This window comes from Shewanella sp. KT0246 (assembly GCF_019654955.1).
GTDB classification, from domain to species: Bacteria; Pseudomonadota; Gammaproteobacteria; order Enterobacterales; family Shewanellaceae; genus Shewanella; species Shewanella goraebulensis.
In genome coordinates this window covers 1-21,502 of record NZ_BPEV01000007.1, presented here as the reverse complement: position 1 = coordinate 21,502, position 21,502 = coordinate 1, and the positions used below count along the sequence as shown (strand labels likewise).

General features: G+C 40.8%; 17 protein-coding genes. 13 read left to right on the top strand and 4 right to left on the bottom strand.

What is annotated here, in order from left to right; genetic code table 11:
• Positions 1-37: 37 nt before the first annotated feature.
• Positions 38-1,306: an alginate export family protein gene (locus K5Q58_RS04835; protein WP_220752750.1), complete on the top strand. Its 1,269-nt coding sequence runs from the start codon at positions 38-40 to the stop codon at positions 1,304-1,306.
• Between the two features lie 70 nt (positions 1,307-1,376).
• On the opposite strand, the gene K5Q58_RS04830 is transcribed toward K5Q58_RS04835, so the two are convergent.
• Entirely contained in the window at positions 1,377-2,624 is a 1,248-nt protein-coding gene (locus tag K5Q58_RS04830; RefSeq protein ID WP_220752749.1) for a dicarboxylate/amino acid:cation symporter, read from the bottom strand.
• A gap of 364 nt (positions 2,625-2,988) precedes the next feature.
• Between K5Q58_RS04830 and K5Q58_RS04825 the strand changes: the two genes are divergently transcribed.
• From K5Q58_RS04825 to K5Q58_RS04800, 6 genes are all read left to right on the top strand, one after another.
• A complete protein-coding gene (locus tag K5Q58_RS04825; protein WP_220752748.1) occupies positions 2,989-3,411 on the top strand; it encodes a YqaA family protein in 423 nt (140 codons plus the stop codon).
• Positions 3,412-3,583: 172 nt separating this feature from the next.
• Entirely contained in the window at positions 3,584-6,415 is a 2,832-nt protein-coding gene (locus K5Q58_RS04820; RefSeq protein WP_220752747.1) for a pitrilysin family protein, read from the top strand.
• 290 nt (positions 6,416-6,705) lie between these two features.
• Positions 6,706-8,295 (top strand): glutamate--cysteine ligase, encoded by a 1,590-nt coding sequence (gene gshA, locus K5Q58_RS04815; RefSeq protein WP_259651238.1) that lies wholly within the window; start codon positions 6,706-6,708, stop codon positions 8,293-8,295.
• Positions 8,292-8,741 carry a hypothetical protein gene (locus K5Q58_RS04810; RefSeq protein WP_220752745.1) on the top strand — a complete coding sequence of 150 codons (450 nt, stop codon included), beginning with the start codon at positions 8,292-8,294 and terminating at the stop codon, positions 8,739-8,741. Before gshA ends, K5Q58_RS04810 begins: the two co-directional genes overlap by 4 nt.
• A 248-nt stretch (positions 8,742-8,989) precedes the next feature.
• The gene (locus K5Q58_RS04805) at positions 8,990-9,607 is read left to right on the top strand and encodes a hypothetical protein (RefSeq protein ID WP_220752744.1); all 618 of its coding nucleotides are present in this window, start codon (positions 8,990-8,992) and stop codon (positions 9,605-9,607) included.
• A 221-nt stretch (positions 9,608-9,828) separates the two neighbouring features.
• Positions 9,829-11,007, top strand: a complete 1,179-nt coding sequence (locus K5Q58_RS04800) for a methyl-accepting chemotaxis protein (protein ID WP_220752743.1) — start codon at positions 9,829-9,831, stop codon at positions 11,005-11,007.
• Positions 11,008-11,120: 113 nt separating this feature from the next.
• On the opposite strand, the gene purK is transcribed toward K5Q58_RS04800, so the two are convergent.
• Together purK and purE are read right to left on the bottom strand one after the other, a co-directional pair.
• The gene (gene purK, locus K5Q58_RS04795; RefSeq protein WP_220752742.1) at positions 11,121-12,230 is read right to left on the bottom strand and encodes a 5-(carboxyamino)imidazole ribonucleotide synthase; all 1,110 of its coding nucleotides are present in this window, start codon (positions 12,228-12,230) and stop codon (positions 11,121-11,123) included.
• Complete coding sequence (purE, locus tag K5Q58_RS04790; RefSeq protein WP_220752741.1) at positions 12,230-12,721, bottom strand: 5-(carboxyamino)imidazole ribonucleotide mutase; 492 nt, start codon at positions 12,719-12,721, stop codon at positions 12,230-12,232. The genes purK and purE overlap by 1 nt, the downstream gene beginning before the upstream one ends.
• A gap of 234 nt (positions 12,722-12,955) precedes the next feature.
• On the opposite strand from purE, the gene K5Q58_RS04785 reads away from it, so the two are divergent.
• The 6 genes from K5Q58_RS04785 to K5Q58_RS04760 all read left to right on the top strand — a co-directional run bounded on the left by K5Q58_RS04785 (position 12,956) and on the right by K5Q58_RS04760 (position 20,864).
• Positions 12,956-13,804, top strand: a complete 849-nt coding sequence (locus K5Q58_RS04785) for a hypothetical protein (protein WP_220752739.1) — start codon at positions 12,956-12,958, stop codon at positions 13,802-13,804.
• A 184-nt stretch (positions 13,805-13,988) separates the two neighbouring features.
• The gene (locus K5Q58_RS04780) at positions 13,989-15,257 is read left to right on the top strand and encodes a von Willebrand factor type A domain-containing protein (protein ID WP_220752737.1); all 1,269 of its coding nucleotides are present in this window, start codon (positions 13,989-13,991) and stop codon (positions 15,255-15,257) included.
• Positions 15,258-15,371: 114 nt separating this feature from the next.
• Positions 15,372-15,968, top strand: a complete 597-nt coding sequence (locus K5Q58_RS04775) for a sigma-70 family RNA polymerase sigma factor (protein WP_220752925.1) — start codon at positions 15,372-15,374, stop codon at positions 15,966-15,968.
• Entirely contained in the window at positions 15,961-16,893 is a 933-nt protein-coding gene (locus K5Q58_RS04770) for a hypothetical protein (protein ID WP_220752736.1), read from the top strand. The genes K5Q58_RS04775 and K5Q58_RS04770 overlap by 8 nt, the downstream gene beginning before the upstream one ends.
• A 209-nt stretch (positions 16,894-17,102) precedes the next feature.
• Positions 17,103-20,378, top strand: a complete 3,276-nt coding sequence (locus tag K5Q58_RS04765) for a S41 family peptidase (RefSeq protein ID WP_220752735.1) — start codon at positions 17,103-17,105, stop codon at positions 20,376-20,378.
• Positions 20,379-20,564: 186 nt separating this feature from the next.
• Positions 20,565-20,864, top strand: a complete 300-nt coding sequence (locus K5Q58_RS04760; RefSeq protein ID WP_220752734.1) for a hypothetical protein — start codon at positions 20,565-20,567, stop codon at positions 20,862-20,864.
• A gap of 113 nt (positions 20,865-20,977) precedes the next feature.
• Here the strand turns inward: K5Q58_RS04760 and K5Q58_RS04755 are convergent, their stop codons facing one another.
• Positions 20,978-21,421 (bottom strand): OsmC family protein, encoded by a 444-nt coding sequence (locus K5Q58_RS04755; protein ID WP_220752733.1) that lies wholly within the window; start codon positions 21,419-21,421, stop codon positions 20,978-20,980.
• Between the last annotated feature and the right edge of the window lie 81 nt (positions 21,422-21,502).

The following is a 21,502-nucleotide window of genomic DNA, read 5'->3' as shown; positions in this document are numbered from 1 at the left end:
TTGTGATGGACTTGTTTTAAAAACAAAGGGAAATATGATGAAGAAGACTCAACTTGCAGCCTTTATTAAGGAAATGTGTTTTACAAACAAGTGGGCTAAACCAGCATTAAGTGTGCTGGTACCAGTATCGATAGCACTGGTAACAACCACAAACGTACATGCTGCTGAAGCGAATAGTATTGCTGAAGCGGTAACCGAAGGTAAAGTTAACTTAGACATGAACCTTCGTTACGAAATGGTAGAGCAAGACAATGCGCTTAAGGACGCAGATGCATTTACATTACGAACTCGACTGACTTACGCCACAGCTGATTACTATGGCTTTTCATCACTAGTTGAATTTGAAGATTCACGTGTTGTTGCAGGCGTTGATGATTACAACGATACCTTAGGTAAAAACCCTGATTACTCTGTAATTGCGGATCCTGAAACCACTGAGCTTGACCAATTATTCCTTAAATACAATTTTAAGGGCTTTAGTGTTAAGGGCGGTCGTCAAGTGATTACCTTTGATAACCAGCGCTTCGTTGGTCATGTGGGTTGGCGTCAAGACAGACAAACCTTTGATGGCGTCATGCTTGAGTATCAGTTCAATGATGTTTTCAAAATTGATTACGGCTACATCACTCAACGTAATCGTATCTTTGCTGAAGAAAAAGATGTCGATTCAAAAGATAACTTGATTAATGCTTCACTTAAAACAGGTTTCGGTACCTTAAGTGGTTACGGTTATTTACTTGAAGTAGATAATGACATTGAAAACGGCTTGGACACATATGGTCTTCGTTTTGCTGGTAGTACTGATATAGCCGATATTAAGGTTTTGTACTCCGCAGAATATGCAACTCAGGACTCAGATAACGCTGATCAGTCTTATTCCGCTGATTACATGAGCCTTGAGGGGGGAATAGGGCTGTCAGCAGTTACCTTTAAAGTGGGATATGAATTGCTGGGTTCAGATGATGGCGACTATGGTTTCTCGACCCCGCTGGCTACATTACATGGTTTTAATGGTTGGACGGATCAGTTTTTAACCACGCCGAGTCAAGGTTTAGCTGATTTGTATGCCTCTATTGGCGGTAAAGTGTTAGGTGGTAAGTGGGCTGTGGCATATCATGAATTTGATGCTGATGAATCGAGCGACAATGTCGATGATTTAGGTTCAGAGGTTAATGCTGTATTTAGTGTACCTGTGTATGACCACTACACATTAGGTGTTAAGTATGCGTCTTACTCTGCTGGCGATGTTGCTGCGGGTAAAGTGGATACGGATAAAGTGTGGTTATGGGCCAATGCTAAGTTTTAGTTCTAGCTAATAAAAATGGCAGATGATTTCATCTGCCATTTTTAGTTAAATCTTAACTGCGCTTTATCGGTTAAGCGGCTTGCTCGATCACTTTATCATTTGAATTGAATTGCGCTTCATCAAACTGACCTTCGCTTTTACCAATTACAACAGCAGTCATCATATCACCCGTCACATTGGTTGCTGTGCGGATCATGTCAATCACGCGGTCAATAGCGGCAATGAAAGCAATACCTTCTAGTGGTAAGCCTACAACGCCTAATGTCACAGTTAACATCACCATTGCACTACCAGGAACGCCTGCTGTACCAACAGATGCCACCGTTGCAGTCACTGCAATTAACATGTAATCAGTCATATCTAACGGGATACCGTAGATTTGGGCAATAAAGATAGCGGCAATCGCTGGGTAAATACCACCACAACCGTCCATATTCATGGTTGCGCCGAGTGGCAAAACAAATGCGCTATAACGTTTCGATACGCCCATTGATTCAGTACATTTGCTGCTCGCTGGTAATGTGCCAAAGCTTGAAGCGGTACTGAAAGCCACTAACTGAGCAGGCATCGCTTTACGGAAAAACTGCACAGGACTTAATTTCGCCACAAACTTTATTAATCCGCCATAAACAAAAATAATATGGATTAAGGCTGCAACGTAAATCGCTAAAATGAACTTACCTAGTGGCAATAACGTCGATAAACCATATTCACCTACAACCCATGCCATTAAACCAAAGACACCGATTGGAGTGAGCTTTAATACCATGCGCGTTAATTCGAACATCACTTCAGCGCCGGCGCTAATGGTGTTTTTTAACGGTGCTGCTTTTTCACCAACAGCGTTAATTGCAATACCCACTAAAGCTGCAAATACGATGATCTGTAATACTTTGCCTTCAGCTAATGACGCAAATGGGTTTTCTGGGATCATGTTAAGTAGTACTTGGGCAAAGCCTGGGATATCACGGTCACGGACTTCAGATGTGGCCAGTTCGATACTGCCGCCCATATCAAATGAGCTACCAATAGCAAGCCCAATAAATGATGCTGCTGTGCCTGTTAGCATAAATAGCCCCAAGGTTTTTAAGCTGAGTCGTTTGAGGTTAGCTTGGGTACCTAAAGAAGTGATACTGACAACGATGGCACAAAATACCAAAGGCGCAACCAGCATTTTAATGGCACTAATGAACAAGTCGCCAAGAGGCTTAAGCATTACGGCACTATCGCCAAGGGCGATACCCGCTAATATACCGAGCCCAAAACCTGCCAGCACTTTTTGCCAAAAAGGAATACGTTTCAAGGTTTGAAAAATCATTTCAATTCCAACTATTTATTATACTTGCTCTTTAAAGTAAGCAAGGGGATTATTATTTCAATAACCTAACACAATCACACATAAAGGCCATTGATAGTCATTGTTGATTTGTTTGTAAGAAAGTAGCAATACGCCGATAAGCAACATGATGTTCAGCTTATTTTAATATTGCTTAACTACAGTCTTTAGCTGAACAATTTTCGAATTGTATTGAGTGTTCCAAGATGGAACAAACCGTTTTTGATATAACTTATATCATTTACATAATATGTTAAATGCACTTTAAAATTCAACAACTTGCTAACTTTGTCGAGTTGCTTGTTTAAAGTGTTTAAAACTCTATAGATATCATTGGGTAAAGTGAATGACTGCGTTATGGTTAATGTTTAGTGGGGCTTTTTTAGCGGCAACTTTGTTACCTGGAGGTTCAGAAGTTTTACTTGTGGCCTTATTAACAGATGCCCCCGAAACTTGGTTGTCTTTGTTAGTGGTGGCCAGCGTAGGTAACTCGTTAGGGGCTGTTACGAGTTACTATTTAGGCTATTTGGGCCGCTTTGCTAAGACACCTGACGACTTTGCCTCTAAAAAATACCAACATGGATTAAAATTAATCGAAAAATATGGTTACTGGGCATTATTACTTTCTTGGCTGCCATTAATAGGTGATATTTTGTGTTTAATTGCAGGTTGGTTAAAACTACCCATAGTGCCATCAACCATTATGATTCTGATTGGTAAAACAATTCGATACTCTTTAATAGTAGCGGCCTTTATATGGGCGTGGTAAAAATGAAATCATGATATTGAAAGGTGTCGTCAATAATAAAAAACGCAATGTTTAATGAGGTTTTTTTCAGCGGTTGAATCAATGGGGAATTTAAAATTGAACCCCTATTCAGGCTGTGTTGTCAGACATCAATCTAACAAACCTCATTGAGCTTTTATTCAAGGAGAATAAAGTGAAAAAATGGATCTTGGCAGCGGCAGTTTCTATCGCTATTAGTGGTTGTGCCCATGAAGTGACAACGACATCAGCATTACCTGAAGGCATCACATTACTTGAAACCGTTCAAGTATCAGATGCGATAGGCATCCCTTATAAAAAATACCAACTTGAGAATGGCCTAACGGTCATTTTGCATCAAGATAGCTCCGATCCATTAGTGCATGTCGATGTCACCTACCATGTGGGATCAGCCCGTGAAGTTGCTGGCCGCAGTGGTTTTGCTCATTTATTCGAACACATGATGTTCCAAGGCTCACAAAATGTCGGCGACGAACAGCATTTCAAAGTCATCACCGAAGCGGGTGGCACGCTCAACGGCACCACTAATACCGATCGTACGAACTACTTTGAAACCGTACCCAGCAACCAGTTAGAAAAAATGTTGTGGTTAGAGTCAGATCGTATGGGCTTCTTACTTCCTGCTCTGACGAGTGAAAAATTCGAAGTCCAACGTGAAACGGTTAAAAATGAACGAGCACAACGAATTGATAATCAACCTTATGGCCGCTTAAATGAGCGTTTTAATCAGGCTATGTTCCCAGCAGGGCACCCATATTCTTGGCCTGTAATTGGTTGGCCTGAAGATTTAGAACGTGCAACCGTTGATGATGTTAGAAACTTCTTTAAGCGTTGGTATGGTCCTAATAATGCGACGTTGACCATAGGTGGCGACTTTGATGAAGTACAAACCCTTGCGATGGTGAATAAGTATTTTGGTGAGTTAGCGCGCGGGCCTGAAGTGAAAGCTGATCCTAAAACGCCAGTAGTTTTAGATAAATCTCGTTATATCTCTATGGAAGATAAAGTGCATTTACCGCTTATCTATATGGGATTTCCAACAGTGTATGCACGTCACGAAGATGAAGCAGCGTTGGACTTGTTGGCCAACATTTTAGGTGGTGGCAAAACCTCACTGTTTTATAAAAACTTAGTCAAAGATGGCTTTGCTGTACAAGCGTCTGTTGGGCATCCGTGCCAAGAGTTGTCGTGCCGGTTAACTTTATATGCGTTAGCAAACCCAGCTAGCGGGGCAAACCTTGCCGATCTTGAGCAAAAAATGAATGATTCAATTGCTGAGTTTGAGCTGCGTGGGGTGACTGATGATGATTTACAAAAAGTAAAAGTACAATTTGAATCTGATACTATTTACGGTATGCAAAGCGTTAAGGGTAAGGTGTCGACACTGGCTTACAACCAAACCTTCTTTGATGACCCGAACATGATTGCACGTGACCTTGAGCGTTATGCTAATGTCACCAAAGAAGATGTAATGCGTGTATTTAACACTTACATCAAAAACAAGCCTATGGTGGTGATGAGCGTTGTACCAGAAGGTGCCCAGCAATTAATTGCCAAGCCAGATAACTTCACCCCGACCATGTTACCTATTGCTGAAACGGCTGTAACAGGTACTGAGAATGTTCGTCAAATCACCTCAAGTTTTGATCGCAGTGTGATGCCTAAAGTCGGTGAAGCGCCAGTACTTAAAGTACCAGAATTGTGGACTGCAAAATTAGATAACGGCATTGAGGTCATGGGCACTGAAAGTGATGAAACGCCTACCGTTGCGTTATTAATTTATCTTGAAGGCGGTAACCGATTACCTGAAATGGATAAAGCTGGCTTAGCGTCAATTACTGCGTCAATGTTAAATGAATCAAGTGAAAAACGTTCCACTGAAGAATTAGCGGGAGCACTTGAAATGCTAGGCAGTAGTATCTCATTTGGTGCTTCAGCGACCCAAAGCTTTATTCAAGTATCTAGCTTAACGGAAAACCTAACCCCTACTTTAGCTATTTTACAAGAAAAGCTATTTACCCCAGGGTTTGTTGAGGCTGACTTTGAGCGTTTAAAGCAGCAAGAAATTCAGGGCTTACAGCATCAAGAGTCAGATCCTAACTATTTAGCCAGCCGCGGTTTTTCAAGCTTACTTTATGGTGATGACAGCCATTTAAGCGCTAATGCAGGCGGGACACTTGAAACTGTATCTGCGCTAACACTTGATGACGTTAAACAGTTTTATCAGCAGCAATATAAAGCAGGTAATGCGCAAATGGTCGTGGTGTCAGATTTGAACCAAAAAGAGATTATGCCGTCGTTATCTGTTTTTGAACAATGGCAAGGAAAAGCCAATGATTCAATGACGTTACCTGCACTGCCTGAACTTGCTGGTGGCACCATTTATATCATTGATAAACCTGATGCGGCTCAGTCTGTGATAAAAATTGGTAAACGTGCTCTGCCATATGATGCAACTGGTGAATATTTCAAATCGTTCTTAATGAATTACCCATTGGGCGGTGCGTTTAACAGTCGCATAAATCTGAACCTTCGTGAAGATAAAGGCTACACCTATGGCGCACGTACAGGGTTTAATGGTAATGATTTAACCGGGCGTTTTGAAGCATCTGCAAGTGTTAGAAGTGATGTTACTGCTGAGTCAGTTACTGAGTTTGTCAATGAAATAGAGCACTTTCAGAAAGAAGGCATGACGGAAAAAGAGTTGGCCTTTATGCGCAGTTCTATTTCTCAAGGTAAGGCGCTAGATTATGAAACGCCTTATCAAAAAGCTGGCTTTATGCGTATTATCCAACGCTACCAATTGGCCGATGATTTTACCGATCAGCAAGCTGAGATAGTGGAAAATATAACTGCGGCTGAGTTAAATAAGTTAGCGGCAGAACAGCTTAAATTATCTGAAATGATCATGGTAATTGTGGGTGATAAAAAAGCGATTTATCCAAAACTAGAAGCATTAGGCTATCCTATTAAAGAGATTAAATAAGCTTAGCTATTGCATTTGAAACTATCGACCCTATATAGGCTTTATAGGGTCTGATACAATAAAGACATATGAATAACGGTGACAATATCAATGTTACCGTTTTTTCTTTATTTGACGTATGTTAAATGACCTTTATTCAGAGATATTTGTTAAGTGATGAAACGTAAATTTGCTCATTAATTGTATTTATTTATGCAATCTGAGAAATAATGTCGTTTAATATCGGGTCTAGCAGTTTGAATGTCGCGAATGAGTGCGACGAATACGAGCAACAATAAGAGAACAGCAAATTGAATTCATTCAATGAAATAATCAATCTTCTTTCTAACGGCGAAGGCCGTGATTCTTTACTTGGTATGCAACGCGGCATTGAGCGTGAAGCATTACGTATCGATGATTCTGGTCAATTAGCAAAAGATGGTCATCCAGAAAAGCTAGGCTCTGCATTAACTCATTCTCGTATTACCACTGATTACAGTGAGTCATTGCTTGAGTTCATAACCCCTGTAAATACTAATATTGATACCTTATTAGAAGGCCTGACTAAAACTCACGCCTACAGTGTAAAAAACATGAACGGTCAGTCGCTATGGCCTGTCAGTATGCCGTGTTATGTCGGCGATGAAAAAGATATCCCAATTGCGCGTTATGGCAGCTCAAATAACGGCAAGATGAAAACCCTATATCGTAAAGGCTTAACCCATCGATACGGTCCACTAATGCAAATCATTGCAGGTGTGCACTTTAATTTTTCGGTTTCAGAACAATTATGGGATACCTTGTATGAGAACAGCGATAAAAGCTTATCTCGACAAGATTTTATTTCAGAATCTTACTTTGGCATGATCCGTAATTATCGACGCCTTGTATGGGTGTTGCCGTATTTCTTTGGCTCATCTCCTGCGTTATGTAGCTCGTTTGTGAAAGGCCAAGATGTCGGTTTTGACTTTAAGAAAACTGGTAAAGGTACCTTATACCTTCCATATGCAACATCACTTCGTATGAGTGATTTAGGTTATACCAACAAAGAGCAAGAACAACTTAATATCAGTTACAATTCATTACCTGAATACTTAACTGGTGTGGGGGAAGCTATTAGAATGCCTTCAGCAAGTTTTGCTGAAATTGGTGTAAAAGTTGACGGCGAATATCGTCAGCTTAATAGCAATGTGCTGCAAATTGAAAATGAGTTTTACTCGCCTATCCGTGCTAAACGAGTAGCTAAATCAGGTGAAAAACCATCTGAGGCGCTAGCAAGAGCTGGGGTTGAATATATCGAAGTGCGTGCATTAGATGTTAATCCATATAGCCCTATCGGCATTGATGCGAGTCAGGTTAAGTTCCTCGATTTATTTTTGCTGTACTGCTTACTCTTATCGTCTGAAAAAACGGATGATTTAGCTGAGGCTGAAATAGCAACTAATCTTAAAGCGGTTGTTGCCGAAGGTCGTAAGCCTGGTCTTGAGCTTAGCCGTAATGGGGAAAAAGTAGCATTAAGTGAATGGCTTAATGATATTTTCGAACCAATGAGCCGTATTGCAAAACTGCTTGATGGTGAGGGTAGCCAATATCAAGATGCACTGACGCAATGGCATGAAGCAATTAGTGATCCAAGTAAAACGTTATCGGGTCGCGTGCTTGAAGATGTAGTTAATCAAGGTATTGATCATGGTGTGTGGGTGAAGCAGTTATCTCAGCAATACCACCAATACCTAGCAAATTATCCTCTTTCAGAAACTGCGACGGCTAGTTATGAAGCCGAAGCCAAGCTATCACTACAGCAACAGCAAGATGTTGAAGCGCAAGTTACCGTTAGTTTTGACGAGTTTCTAGCGGATTATTTTGCTGATTTAGCTGAACCTGCTGCCGTAAACCAATGAACAAAGCTGCGTTTTTAACAGTAAAGATTGCACTAACTTTAACAACCGTTGTGCTGCTGCAAAGCTGCGCAACATCAAACGAAGATGAGTTTACCTGTGGCTCGGTAGCGAGTTATATTACGCCGCCGACAGCAGACAGCTTATATCGTGTTGTTGTCACCCACCTTGATGGCAAACCAGTGATTTCTCGCCCTTATTACAAATTAGCTGCTGGTAGTCATGAGTTTACTGTTGCAGAATTAATTGAGTCAGCTGATCTCAAGGTTAAACTAGCCGCAAGGCAAACTAAAACTATCACGGTGGAAGTTGAACGTGAACAGCGTTACCATTTAGCTGCAGAGTTTAAACAAGATAAAGTTTACAGCGGTCTAAATACTGACTACTGGCTGCCTGTTGTATGGAAACAAGAGTTTCATGAGTGCGCCTTTGCTAACCCAATGGAGTAACTTTTTGTAAGCTTTTCTTTTCTAACCTTCAAATGCATTATTCATCTGTTGATGTTTACCTCATATATTTATTACTCTTTTTACAAAATAGTGTCATTTTCCCCCTTAGATGAGTCGCCTTATTAATCAATAAGCGCAAAAGCTAATTTTATGCCAATCTCGATTGCATCTACATTCTATAGATGTGAAAATCGATCCAATATATTGAATATGCATTCAATTGATTTAATTTGTTTATAAGGGTTTTTATGAAGTGGTTTTTCCGTGCTTTTAGCACCGTTATTCTTCTGCAACTTGCAGGTTGTGCAACGCCACCACCCAAAGAACCTGATAACTTATGTTCTATATTCCAAGAGAACCGTTCTTGGTACAAAGCTGCGGTAAATACCCGTGATAAATGGGGGGTGCCAGTGCATGTCCCATTAGCTATGATGTATCAAGAAAGCTCCTTTAAACATAATGCTGCACCGCCAATGGAGTACTTTTTAGGATTTATTCCTACAGGGCGCGCAAGTGATGCTTATGGATATGCGCAAGCCAAAACCATGACATGGGACGACTACGTGCGTGAAACGGGGAACTCTTGGTCGAGCCGAAGTAACTTTGACGATGCGATGGACTTTATGGGCTGGTTCATTTATAAAACCCATAAAATTAATGGCGTTTCAAAATGGGATGCTAAAAATCAATATTTGAATTATCACGAAGGTTGGGGCGGGTATAAACGCGGCTCCTATAAAGCTAAAGCTTGGTTAGTTCCTGTGGCAAACCGCGTAGATGCGCGTTCTAAAACCTATGCAGCTCAGTACCGAACCTGTAAAGAGGATTTAGATTCATCATGGCTATGGCGCTTATTCTTCGGGTAAGTTAACCTTTTAAATCAGCCCCGTCATATCGGGGCTTTTTTATGTGATAATTTCAACTTAAACCCACAATAAATCTAAACTTTCCTCAGCTGCTTCCGATAACAAATGTAGCTATTGTGTTAATTATGCTTTTCGCTTGGTAATTGACCAAAGAATTTGTATGTCTCTCAAATAATAAGAACGATTATGTTCATATAATAAAATTATTCTCGGAACTCTATATGCAAAATTATAATGATAATAAATTGCAGACGAAGTTACTTTTACCGTTGCTTTCGTTAGTGCTGCTGGCTGTTGTTGTAACCCTATTTTTGCCAGAACCAATATCAAAGACTCAAATTGTATGTATGCTCATCAGCTTAGGTGTGGCTCAACTCATCGTCGGTGTGTATCTGTTTAAGCAACAGATACAGCAAAGATTGAATAAATTAGGCGATTATTTAAGTCTAGTGATAAGCACTGAAACTGCGCCAGATAAGCCATTAAAAGACAGCAATGATGATCAAATTGCGGCTATTACTAATAACCTCAGTGATTTTATTGAGGATTTAAAATCTGTTATCGATAATATTCGCACTGACGCAAATAATGTGCGAACTGGCTCTTATGAGCTCGCATCACAAATGGAGGCAGCAGAATCTTCAGTGAATAAAAGTACAGATGAGAATGAACACATTACGACATCTCTGTCTGAAATTGTGCACACTGCTGATGAGCTTTCTAACAATGCCGATGAGTTAAAGTCGACTTCTGTTCAGGTTAAAGAGCGACTAGAACAAGGGACTGTTGATGCCCAAAATAACCAAAGTTCAATGACGACTTTTGCTGATGGTATTGAGAGTATGGTGTCTGATTTAGACTTGCTGAATATCGACAGTCAGAAAATCGGTAATGTTCTTGAAGTGATTAAAAGTATTGCAGAGCAAACAAACTTGTTAGCGCTGAATGCGGCTATTGAAGCCGCTCGAGCTGGTGAACAAGGTCGAGGTTTTGCGGTAGTTGCTGATGAAGTACGTGCGCTTGCCCACCGCACTCAAGAGTCTACGGTAGAAATCCAATCAATCGTATTAGAATTACAAGCTAAAGCAGGTAATGCGGTGAGTGCGATTGGTGAAAGCCAGCGTGTTACCCAAGAAAGCTTGCAGCAATGTCAGCGAGTGAATCAAGCATTTACAGATATCGGCATCGCATTCCAACAGCTTGATAGTGTCGCAGGTAACATGACCTATAGTATTCAAGGTCAGCAAACATCAACTGGCAGTATCAATAATCGTGCAATAGAAATCTCACGCTTAAGCCATGAGGTTCAACTTAATCTAAAAGCGATTTCTGATAGAGCGCAGCAGCAAAAAGCCAGTTCTGAAAATCTTGAGCAAGTGCTGACAAGGGTATGTATCTAGGAGTGCTTCTTGTTGCTTAGGCGTTTGTGTGAAGGATTGTTGTATTTAACATGATCAAAAAAGGAGCCGATGGCTCCTTTTTTATAATTAATCAGTAATGATAATCAAGAGAGTTAGTCATTAAACTCTTCTAAAATCCACGCTAATGGTGCTTGATATTGCGTTGGCATCCATTGTTGCAGTTGACCAATACTGTCATTGACCATGTCTTTACTGTGAGCAGAAAGGTTTAAATGACCGACTTTACGACCGACGCGTACTTCTTTGTTGTACCAAAATAACTCTGCGTTAGTCAGGCTTAACCAGCGGTCATCTTTATCGACACCGATTAAATTTACCATCACACACTGGAAGTTAACTTGTGGCTTATGGATAGGTAATCCACAAAGTGCACGAAGGTGTAATTCAAACTGGTTAATGTGACAACCTGATTGAGTCCAATGACCAGAGTTATGTACCCGTGGTGCTAACTCGTTTACCAATAAGTCTTCACCGACTCTAAAGCACTCCATCGCCATCACACCAACATATTCAAGCTCATCCATTACACAAGTAAGCATGGCTTCAGCTTGGGCTTGTAGATGTTCTAGACGGGCTAATGGCGCAATAGAGGCCATTAAAATACCATCTTGATGTAAATTAAGCGTTAGCGGGTAAAAAACACATTCACCAGTTTTGGTTCTGACACCAACAATAGAGACTTCTTCATCAAAGTTAATCGCTTGTTCTGCAATTGCTTCATTTCGCCAATCAGCAGGGATTTCTGTTGCTTCAGCCTGCTTAAGCCAATGCTGGCCTTTACCATCGTAGCCACCAGTGCGGCGCTTTAGTAATACTCGATCACCGTATTGCTGATGTAAGGCGCCAGTTTGAGTATTGTCATCAACTAACTCCCAAGGAGAAGTTGGTACAGATAACTCATCTAATAAACTTTTTTGAGTAAAACGATCAGCTAGGCGACCAAACACAGGGCCATTAATAAAGTGCGGGTGCTCGCTGAGTTGTAAACTCAAGTTTGATTCTGGCCATTGCTCACGCTCAGCTGTAATCACATCGGTATCTTTGAGTGGTAAGCGCTCATCAGATGGGGTCATGATATCAACAGGACGAACATTAATTGCTAGAGGTTGACCTGCATGAGAAAGCATTGCCCCCAATTGGCCATCACCTAAAACCCAGACATTATGCTGTTTAGCGGATTGCTTAAGATCTTGCTGAGGCATTAAGCTTCCCTCGGATCTGGATTTTCAAGAATAGTATTAGTTTGATCTTCGCGGAACGCATCCAAACGACTTGCAAGTTCAGCATCTGTCACAGCCAAAATTTGGCTGGCTAATAAACCTGCGTTAAATGCGCCAGCGGTGCCAATGGCTAATGTTCCAACGGCAATACCTTTAGGCATTTGAACAATTGAAAGTAGACTATCCATACCTGAAAGGGCCTTACTTTGAACTGGAACACCTAGTACTGGTAAGCGGGTTTTTGATGCGATCATACCCGGTAAATGTGCTGCGCCACCAGCGCCACCGATAATGACTTTATAGCCTTTATTTGCTGCTGTGCTAGCAAAGTCCATTAGTTTGTCAGGAGTGCGATGTGCTGAGACAACTTCAACATGATACGGCACCTGAAGCTTGTCCATAATTTCTGCGGCGGCTTCCATGGTCGGCCAATCACTCTTAGATCCCATTACTACGGCAACAAGGGCTTGCATGATAACTCCTTAACACACTTATATTATTAGGTTATTTATACTTCTTCCCTGTGTAGGGTACAGGGTTTATATCAGGGAAATACCCCGCTATAAAAAAGGGGCTAGATAATATCATGTTGGCTTTATTTTGGCTGCTTTTCAGTGTTTTGTGCGGCTGAAACTCAGTTTCTGATTGCGAATGCTAAAAGTCTCCTCTAATGTTAGGTGCATAGGCTTTAAACTCGGAGGCAATCTATGTCATTCCAAAGGTTAAAGACTAAGGGACTAGTTTTTTACATTTCAATTATTTTTATTTTGTTAAATCAACCTGCTTATGCCGAAGTGCGTGCGGTTATGTTGACTGAGGTTGATGAAAATATTGTGTCTATTTCCGGTAATGAGGAGATGGAAGCAATTTCGCTATTAACGGAGTTTAGCGATAATCAGCTGACATTTGAGCAACAGCAAGTGAGTATGACCCGTGGTTGGTTAGAATTGTCTAAACAACAAAATAGTTGCATGTTCAATAAAATAAAAACACCTGCGCGACTCGATGTAGCGACCTTTTCCCGTTATCCCATCAGCATTTATCCACCATTACGTTTGATTGTATTGACTAAAAACCAGCATATTTTTGCTAATCAGTTGGATTTAGCCCAATTACCTGAAAATACCCAAGGAGAAATAGGTGTAGTGAAAGACAGGGCTTATGGTGAATATATCGACAACCAAATCGCGAAAAATCCCCATGAGTTTTATGTCCGAGGTGGTGTAAGTTCTTCAAGCAAACTCATTGAAATGTTAAATGCACAACGGGTTTTAGGAATTATTGAATATAGCGAAGTCGTTGATGCTTACTTGCGGGACAACGACAAGACTCTTGATTATGTTTCAATTCCCATTCGTCATGTTGAACAGGCTATTTATGGTTATATTGCTTGCTCAAAAGGAGCTAAAGGTGACAAAGTTATTGCTGAAATAGACCATGTGATGAGTCAACAAAGCTTTCAAGAAGCGTTTATTCGGATGCATGATGATTTCTTCGGTGAAGCAGAAAAATCCATTTTAATACCTGAGTTAGAAACACTGTTTAACTTGAGATAATACGTACAACTTCAATATGGGGTATAGAGTTAAGCTAACAGTGTATGGATTCATGCTTAACTGCAATGGGTGAGTTAAATTGCCCTAGGTGAAACATTTCGAAAATAAATAACCCTTTTGGGCTCTGTTTACGTTATTACTAATAAGGTTGATATCAATCAACGACTTGGTAATGAGGTTAAACATGACAAAGCAAACTAAAAATGGAATTCAACATCCACTTTATCTCGGGTTATTTACCCTAGTTATTGGGGCTTGCACATTTGTTAACGCTGCAGACATTGACTCCTTTGAACAAAGCCAACTTGAAACCCAAACAGTTCCTGCTACTGAAGGAGCAAAACGTGTGCAAGCCATTCCTCCTGAGCCATTGTCTTTTCCGAAAAAACCACTTTATCCACCGGTAAAACCTGGTTATTACCAAGGGGATCTTGTCATCAGTGGTCATGGCGGGAATATGGTGACTGGAGAAACGCCTGTCTCGCAATTCAGCTTTGTATCGAGTCAAGCCGATTATAATGCGTTGCAGCAAGCCGTGAGTCATGATGATTTACCACAACGTAATAGCATTAATAGCCATCAATTACTCAATCGCTTTGATTATCAGTTTTATAATACTGCAGCGGTTTCAACTAACTATGCCATTGCGACAGAACTTGCTCCATCACCTTACAATCAAGGTACTCAAATACTGTTAGTGAATGTTGAGCTTACAAAAGATGCAAGTGACAAAGCGGCACTTGGTTTTAATTGGTTGCGAGCTAAAGTTAAGTTTAACCCACGATTGGTGTCAGAGTACCGCTTAATTGGGTTTGAAAATGCTTATCAAACTTCGTCACGTAAAAGACAAGTCACTGTCGGTAATTCGCGTCAATATATTGCTTTATATGAGCTCAGATTTAATGAAAAAGCTGAATATGCAACAACTAAAAACGTTCAGCCAGCCAACAACTCAATACATGCCAGATACAGTGCCAAAGATCTTGCAGTTATTTCGTTATCTGATGGGCGTTCAAGCTCAGAACAGCAATTTATTTATCAATATCCGATTGATATAGGTCAGCAACAAAAGTTTTTTGAGCAATCGAGTGATGATTTTAAGTTCGCAGCCGCTGTTGCAGGTTTGGGACAACTGATTAATCAGAATAATTATGTCCATGACTTTAATTACAACAAATTAATTGAGATTGCCATCGAAGCAACCGAAGGGAGCCTTGACGCGATGCGTTCAGAATTTATTGCACTGGCTAAATCAGCGGCAGTTATTGCAGCAACTAAAGCAAATGATGCTTCAGGTCAAAGAACTGGAACACCAGTGCACAAGCAAGAGCCTTATCCAATGCCGCAGCCAATAAAAACCAAACCGATTGGCCAACTTCCTGAAGGTAAACAGCAATTAATCGTACCTGTTGTGCCAATTCCTCAACCTAAACCGGTAAATAAACATATTTAGTAGACAATAACACCTGCGCTGGGCACACTGGTTTAATGCAATTAAAACAGCACATAAACGAGTGTTTAACCCAAGGTAGCCTGAGTGACTGAGACAGAGTTAAGTAACAATGCGATGACAGCTTCAAGCATGTCAGATGAGCAATTAATGTTGAACTATCAACAAGGTGATACAAGTGCTTTTGAGTTGTTATACAGCAAACATAAAGGTCCCTTGTATCGCTATTTTGTGCGCCAATTAAGTAATCATCCGCTTGCTGAAGACTTATATCAAGATACATGGGGCAAAGTGATTAACGCTGCTGGCAATTATCAAGTGACAGCCAAATTCACCACTTGGTTATATCGCATCGCCCATAACCTACTCATAGACCATGTTAGAGCTGTAAAGCCTTTAGATAAAGTCGAAGAGTTGGGAGATGAGGGTATGGATAATTTTGATGCCAATATCACAAATGAACACGCACACGGTCGCCCAGATGAACAACTCGAAGATGTGCAAAAAGCCAAGTTACTTAAATCATGTATTGCCAATTTGCCTGCAGTGCAAAAAGAAGCTTTTCTACTCAATATTGAATTAGGACTTACAGCTGCTGCCATCAGTGATATTGCTGATGTGACATTAGAAGCCACAAAAAGCCGTATTCGTTATGCTTATCAAAGCATTAAGCAATGTGTTGCAACCAAATGGCAAGGGGTGACTCATGAGTGATAATGATAAGCCTCAGTCTGGGGCGCAAACAGATGCTGTCAACATGACCGACGAAGCATTTAATGCATTGCAACAAGACATTAAAGCTTTATATCAGCAGCAAGATCTTGAAAGACCATCAGCTGCGATAGATGCGGCGATTTTATTGCAAGCCAAAGCCGTTAAAGGTGCTGGCGGGGATAAAACCGAGCAATTACATACCAATGTTGTGCCCATAAGCTTTTGGAAAAAGCATCGCTTACCTTTATCAAGCGCAGCGTCTGTGATGCTAATCGTATCTGTTATGTTACTTAACCCTGATTTTAGCCAACATGCTAAAACTGAACTTGATGATAGTGTGCCAGTCATGGCAGACACTGCTGTACCTACCCCAACACCTGCAATGATGCGCAGTGGGCCGCTTTCTAATGAACAGCCAAGCACTCAGTCAAGTGCACAGCTAGATATTCAACCAAGTATTCAGAGTAGTAATCAATCTACTAATGAGCCAAGCAACACAGTTGACGTTATTAAGCAGGAGCAAACGCTCACTAACAGTACCCAACCTAAATCGGCTCAACAACTTGCTTCACAAGCACAAACTAAAGATCAAACTCAGGCAAAAGTACAAGCATTTGATATGCAAATACCTAACGATAATGCGATTAATAACGAGCGTGCTGGTATTGAAATGAACCAAGCCGAATTACAAGTTATTGAAGAGTTTGCATCGAAAGAACAACAGTCTTTGACAGCCCCAGTTATGCAAAATGACTCAGCAACTAAGGCGATAGGTAGGCTTAATGAATTGGTAAAAAACAAAGACTATGTAGAGGCAGAGCGCTATATGCTCACTATCGAGCAGCGTTTTCCTGATATTGTTAATCCAACGCACCCACAACATAAACAATATGCTGAGTTAAAGCAGCTATTAACCACTCAGTAATGCTTGTTTTTGTCTAATGATGTTAACGGCTTCTAAAATTAGAGAGCCCTTTTTATAGAGAAAGGGCTTTTAGGTATTCTAACGCTCATTTAGTTACAATTTCTTGTCATTAAATTGGCCTTTAAAGAGCAATTGATACTGCTAAGTTGCAATTAATTTGCTAATTTGAGTCCTTGAAAATAATAATATTTACAAGGACTTTTCTGGCTATGAAACTTCGTCACTCTGTTACTGCTTGTTTATTGGCATTAGGCTTGAGTAGTACATCAGCTTTTGCGCAGAATATCGATAATCAAGGTTATTACCGCGCGCCTGCATTACATGATCAAACTGTGGTATTTACTGCCGAAGGTGACCTATGGGCCAGCCAGTTAAATCAAACCAATGCCAAGCGTATTACCACACAAGCGGCGGAAGAGTTAGATGCTGCGATATCTAAAGATGGTCAATGGATAGCGTATACTGCTAATTACGAAGGCGCGACAGAAGTTTATGTTATGCCAATAGACGGTGGCGTTGCCAAACGGGTAAGTTTTGAAAATAGTCGAGTCCGTCTTCAAGGTTGGACGGCATCAGGTGAAGTCCTTTATTCAACCGACAATGCCCATGGCCCTGCAAACTACTGGGTGCTTAAAACCGTAAACCCAACCTCGTTAGTCATCACCAATTTACCCTTAGCTGATGCCATCGAAGGCACGATTGATGAGCAAGGTAGATATGTCTATTTTACCCAATTTGGTCTGCAAGCCAGTGGCGATAACGCCAAGGTTTATCGCGGTGGCGCTTTAGGTGAAATTTGGCGTTTTGAACTTGGTAGTAATAATGAAGCGCAAAAGTTAACGACATCTCACGAAGGTTCAGTAAGACAGCCCATGCTTTGGCAAGATAGGTTGTACTTTGTCAGTGACCAATCAGGTAATGATAATATTTGGTCGATGCAACTTAATGGGACTGACATCAAGCAACACACCCAGTTTGACGAGTGGCAAGTTCGCGATGCGACGTTAAATCAAGGCCGCGTTATTTTTCAGCATGGCGCAGATTTAAAAGTGTTTGATATTGCAGCGGCTGATTCGTCAACTCTCGATATTAATCTGACATCTGATTTCCCTCATCGACGTGAACACTGGGTTAACGACCCAATGGAATACGCAACGTCAGTAGAGTTTGCTGCTACAGGTGACAAGGCGGTCATTACAGCTCGAAGCCATGTGGCGATAGCAAGCCATGATGGTCGACGTTTAGTCCAGATCCAAAGTCCTGCAGAGTCGCGTATCCGAGATGGTATTTTAAGCATTGATGAAAAATGGGTATATGGCATCAGTGATGCTTCTGGCCATCAAGAAATATGGCAGTTTCCAGCCGATGGAACCGAAGGGGCTAAACAATTAACCAAAGATGGCACTAGTTTACGCACCAGCTTACATTTATCTCCTGATGGGCGTTATATCGCCCATGATGATTATGATGGCAATGTGTGGCTATTAGATTTAAAGAAAGGCAAAAACCAAAAGATTATCACTAATGGTGAAGGACTTGGCGAATACCCTAATATCGTCTGGTCTGCTAACAGTCAATTCATCGCAGTCACTAAAGCTGAGGTCGGTAAGCAGCGCCCGCAAATCGTGCTGTATTCTTTGTCAGAAGAGAAGTCAAAATCCCTCACCAGTGACAAGTATGAATCTTTCTCACCAAGCTTTAGCCCTGATGGCCAATGGCTGTATTTTTTATCAAATCGTCATTTTGATGCCACGCCAGGTTCTCCTTGGGGAGACAGAAATATGGGGCCGATATTCGATAAAAGGACTCAAGTTTTTGCTATTGCGCTTAAGGAAAAAGCGGTTTTTCCATTTGTGAAACCAACAGAGCTTAATGTAAGTCAATTGGCTGAACAATCTGATGACACAGATTTTGCCACTAAAAAAATTAGAATTGATTGGCAAGGGATTAATCAGAGACTTTGGCAAGTTCCAATTGCATCAGGTAATTATGATCAATTAACCGTGCTAAAAGATAAATTCTATTTACTGGATACTCAGGCCAATAAAACCAGTTTGAAATTGGTTAAGTTTGATCATTTATCTCCTGAGTTGAACGAGTTTGGCGCTGATATAGCTGCTTACAAGGTGTCAGCAGATGGCGAAAAACTACTCATTACTAAACAGTCAAATCCTAGCGAACTTCATATTGTTGCAGTTGGCGATAAACTGCCAGCGGAGCTTAAAAATACCAAAGTCGATACCGCACAATGGCAATTAGCGATTTCGCCAATGCAAGAGTGGCAACAGATATTTGAAGATGCCTGGTTAATGCATCGTGATTCATTTTACGACAAAAATATGCGGGGTAAGAACTGGGCTGAAATTAAGAAAAAGTACCAGCCTTTACTCGCAAGGCTGACTGATAGAAATGAACTGAATGACATATTCAAGCAAATGATGGGTGAGCTAGATGCGCTCCATTCGCAGGTTAGAGGAGGCGATATTGCTAAAAATGACACTGCTGCTGGGGCAAGTTTAGGCGCTAGGTTATCACAAACTTCAAAAGGGATTGTGATTAGTCATATTTATCAAAACGATCCAGAACTTCCAAGTCAAGCGTCGCCATTAGCGCGGATTGAAGTGGATGCAAAGGTAGGCGATATTATTCTAGCCATTAACGGCAAGCCGGTGACAAATATTGCAGAAGTGACTCAAGGTCTTAGAAATCAAGCTAAAAAGCAGGTGTTACTTGATATCAAACGTGGCAAAAACAGTCATAGCACGATTGTGGTTCCGCACGAAAACGCAACGGATGCCAAATTACGTTATTTAGACTGGGTGAATAATAATGCCAATAAAGTTGCTGAGGCCAGCAACGGAGAAATGGGTTACTTACACCTGTATGCAATGGGTTCTGGCGATATAGAAAGCTTTGCACGTGAGTTCTATACCAATTATGACAAAGCGGGTTTGATCATTGATGTTCGCCGTAACCGAGGTGGTAATATTGATAGCTGGATTATTGAAAAGCTACTGCGCCGCGCTTGGGCATTTTGGCAACCAACAACTGGCTCAGCCAATGCCAATATGCAGCAAACCTTTAGAGGTCACTTAGTGGTGTTAGCCGACCAAATGACATATTCAGATGGCGAAACCTTTTCTGCAGGCATAAAAGCACTTGGAATTGCGCCAGTTATTGGTAAGCAAACTGCGGGTGCAGGAGTGTGGTTAACAGGTCGAAACCGCCTCACCGATAAAGGGATGGCACGGGTGGCTGAATTTCCTCAGTATGCAATGGATGGCCGTTGGATTATCGAAGGTTTTGGCGTAACACCTGATATTGAGATTGATAACTTACCTCATGCCACGTTTAACGGTGTGGATGCTCAGCTTAATAAAGCGATTAGTTACCTTAAAGATGAAATGATTCAAACGCCTATTTTACCCTTAAAGGCACAACCGATCCCAACAAGTGGGGCTGCAGCGGATATTTTGCCGAACTAATTATAATCTCCGCTTGAGTTTTAAAGCCGCTATCGAGTAATCGCGTTAGCGGCTTTTTATCTAAACTTGATTATTTTGTGTACAAAAAGTAATCGACAGGTGTTTGTTTATTAGGTAGTTTAAATGCTAATTATGGCAGGTAAGCCAAATGAGTGAATAGTTTTTAAATCAGATCTAAGGATGGATGTGAGTGATATGAGTGACTTCAGTTATACAAAACAAGCAAAACTTGAGACATTAATTAATGCTGGAAAGTGGCGATTTGTCATAGTACATGGCGTTTTGGGGTGGGGGATTTCTACCGCCTTTTTTATCTATCTTATCGATCATTTTGTTATGAATACTCAACTTATAAACTCTTTTACTCAAGCATTAATGATCTATCCACCAGCAGGGTTTATTTTCGGCTTAGTGATGTGGGCTATGATTAAAAATGAGCACAATAAAATGTTTGCTGACTTGAGCCATCATAATCCTCAGCAGTAGGTTAATTATTTATTGCGTTCTAATTCAAGACGGTAAAATTAGAGACAAAAAAGCCACTCATTGAGTGGCTTTTTTAGTGTTATTTAATCGCTCAATAGCGTATCTGTTTAGAATTAAAGATTAATCTCTACTTCAGAGTTGATGCTATTTGCGATAAAACAATTTGCATGGGCTTTATCGTGTATTTTTTGAAGGACTTCTTGGCTAACTTCCACGCCATCGGCAAATATCACTTGTGGGTTTAAGCTCATTTTAGTGACGGCGAGTTTGCCGGATTCATTCTTGCCTAATTCGGCTACAGCATTGTCAGTATAACTGGTGACGGTTAGCCGCTTTAAATGTGCTATCGCTAAAAACGTTAACATATGACATGAAGATAGTGCTGCTAATAAACTCTCTTCTGGATTCACCTTTGCCTCGTTGCCTTTGAACTCTGGGGCAGAAGAAGCATTAATTACTTGGCCGGTACCAAACTCTATTTGATGATCTCGGTTAAACTCTGGCGCAGTATGCTCAAAATGATCTGCTTGCCACTTTACCGTTAACTTAAAACCCATCTAAAAATCCTTTATTAACAATATCAAATGTTTAGATAGGCTTGGTTTGAGTTTAACTCAAATAATTTCAAGCAATTATCT

What these genes read in the sequence shown, in the direction of transcription:
- K5Q58_RS04835 (WP_220752750.1), top strand. Translation starts at nt 38, where the DNA reads ATGAAGAAGACTCAACTTGCAGCCTTTATTAAGGAAATGTGTTTTACA.
- K5Q58_RS04830 (WP_220752749.1), bottom strand. Translation starts at nt 2,624, where the DNA reads ATGATTTTTCAAACCTTGAAACGTATTCCTTTTTGGCAAAAAGTGCTG.
- K5Q58_RS04825 (WP_220752748.1), top strand. Translation starts at nt 2,989, where the DNA reads ATGACTGCGTTATGGTTAATGTTTAGTGGGGCTTTTTTAGCGGCAACT.
- K5Q58_RS04810 (WP_220752745.1), top strand. Translation starts at nt 8,292, where the DNA reads ATGAACAAAGCTGCGTTTTTAACAGTAAAGATTGCACTAACTTTAACA.
- K5Q58_RS04805 (WP_220752744.1), top strand. Translation starts at nt 8,990, where the DNA reads ATGAAGTGGTTTTTCCGTGCTTTTAGCACCGTTATTCTTCTGCAACTT.
- K5Q58_RS04800 (WP_220752743.1), top strand. Translation starts at nt 9,829, where the DNA reads ATGCAAAATTATAATGATAATAAATTGCAGACGAAGTTACTTTTACCG.
- purK (WP_220752742.1), bottom strand. Translation starts at nt 12,230, where the DNA reads ATGCCTCAGCAAGATCTTAAGCAATCCGCTAAACAGCATAATGTCTGG.
- purE (WP_220752741.1), bottom strand. Translation starts at nt 12,721, where the DNA reads ATGCAAGCCCTTGTTGCCGTAGTAATGGGATCTAAGAGTGATTGGCCG.
- K5Q58_RS04785 (WP_220752739.1), top strand. Translation starts at nt 12,956, where the DNA reads ATGTCATTCCAAAGGTTAAAGACTAAGGGACTAGTTTTTTACATTTCA.
- K5Q58_RS04780 (WP_220752737.1), top strand. Translation starts at nt 13,989, where the DNA reads ATGACAAAGCAAACTAAAAATGGAATTCAACATCCACTTTATCTCGGG.
- K5Q58_RS04775 (WP_220752925.1), top strand. Translation starts at nt 15,372, where the DNA reads ATGACAGCTTCAAGCATGTCAGATGAGCAATTAATGTTGAACTATCAA.
- K5Q58_RS04770 (WP_220752736.1), top strand. Translation starts at nt 15,961, where the DNA reads ATGAGTGATAATGATAAGCCTCAGTCTGGGGCGCAAACAGATGCTGTC.
- K5Q58_RS04765 (WP_220752735.1), top strand. Translation starts at nt 17,103, where the DNA reads ATGAAACTTCGTCACTCTGTTACTGCTTGTTTATTGGCATTAGGCTTG.
- K5Q58_RS04755 (WP_220752733.1), bottom strand. Translation starts at nt 21,421, where the DNA reads ATGGGTTTTAAGTTAACGGTAAAGTGGCAAGCAGATCATTTTGAGCAT.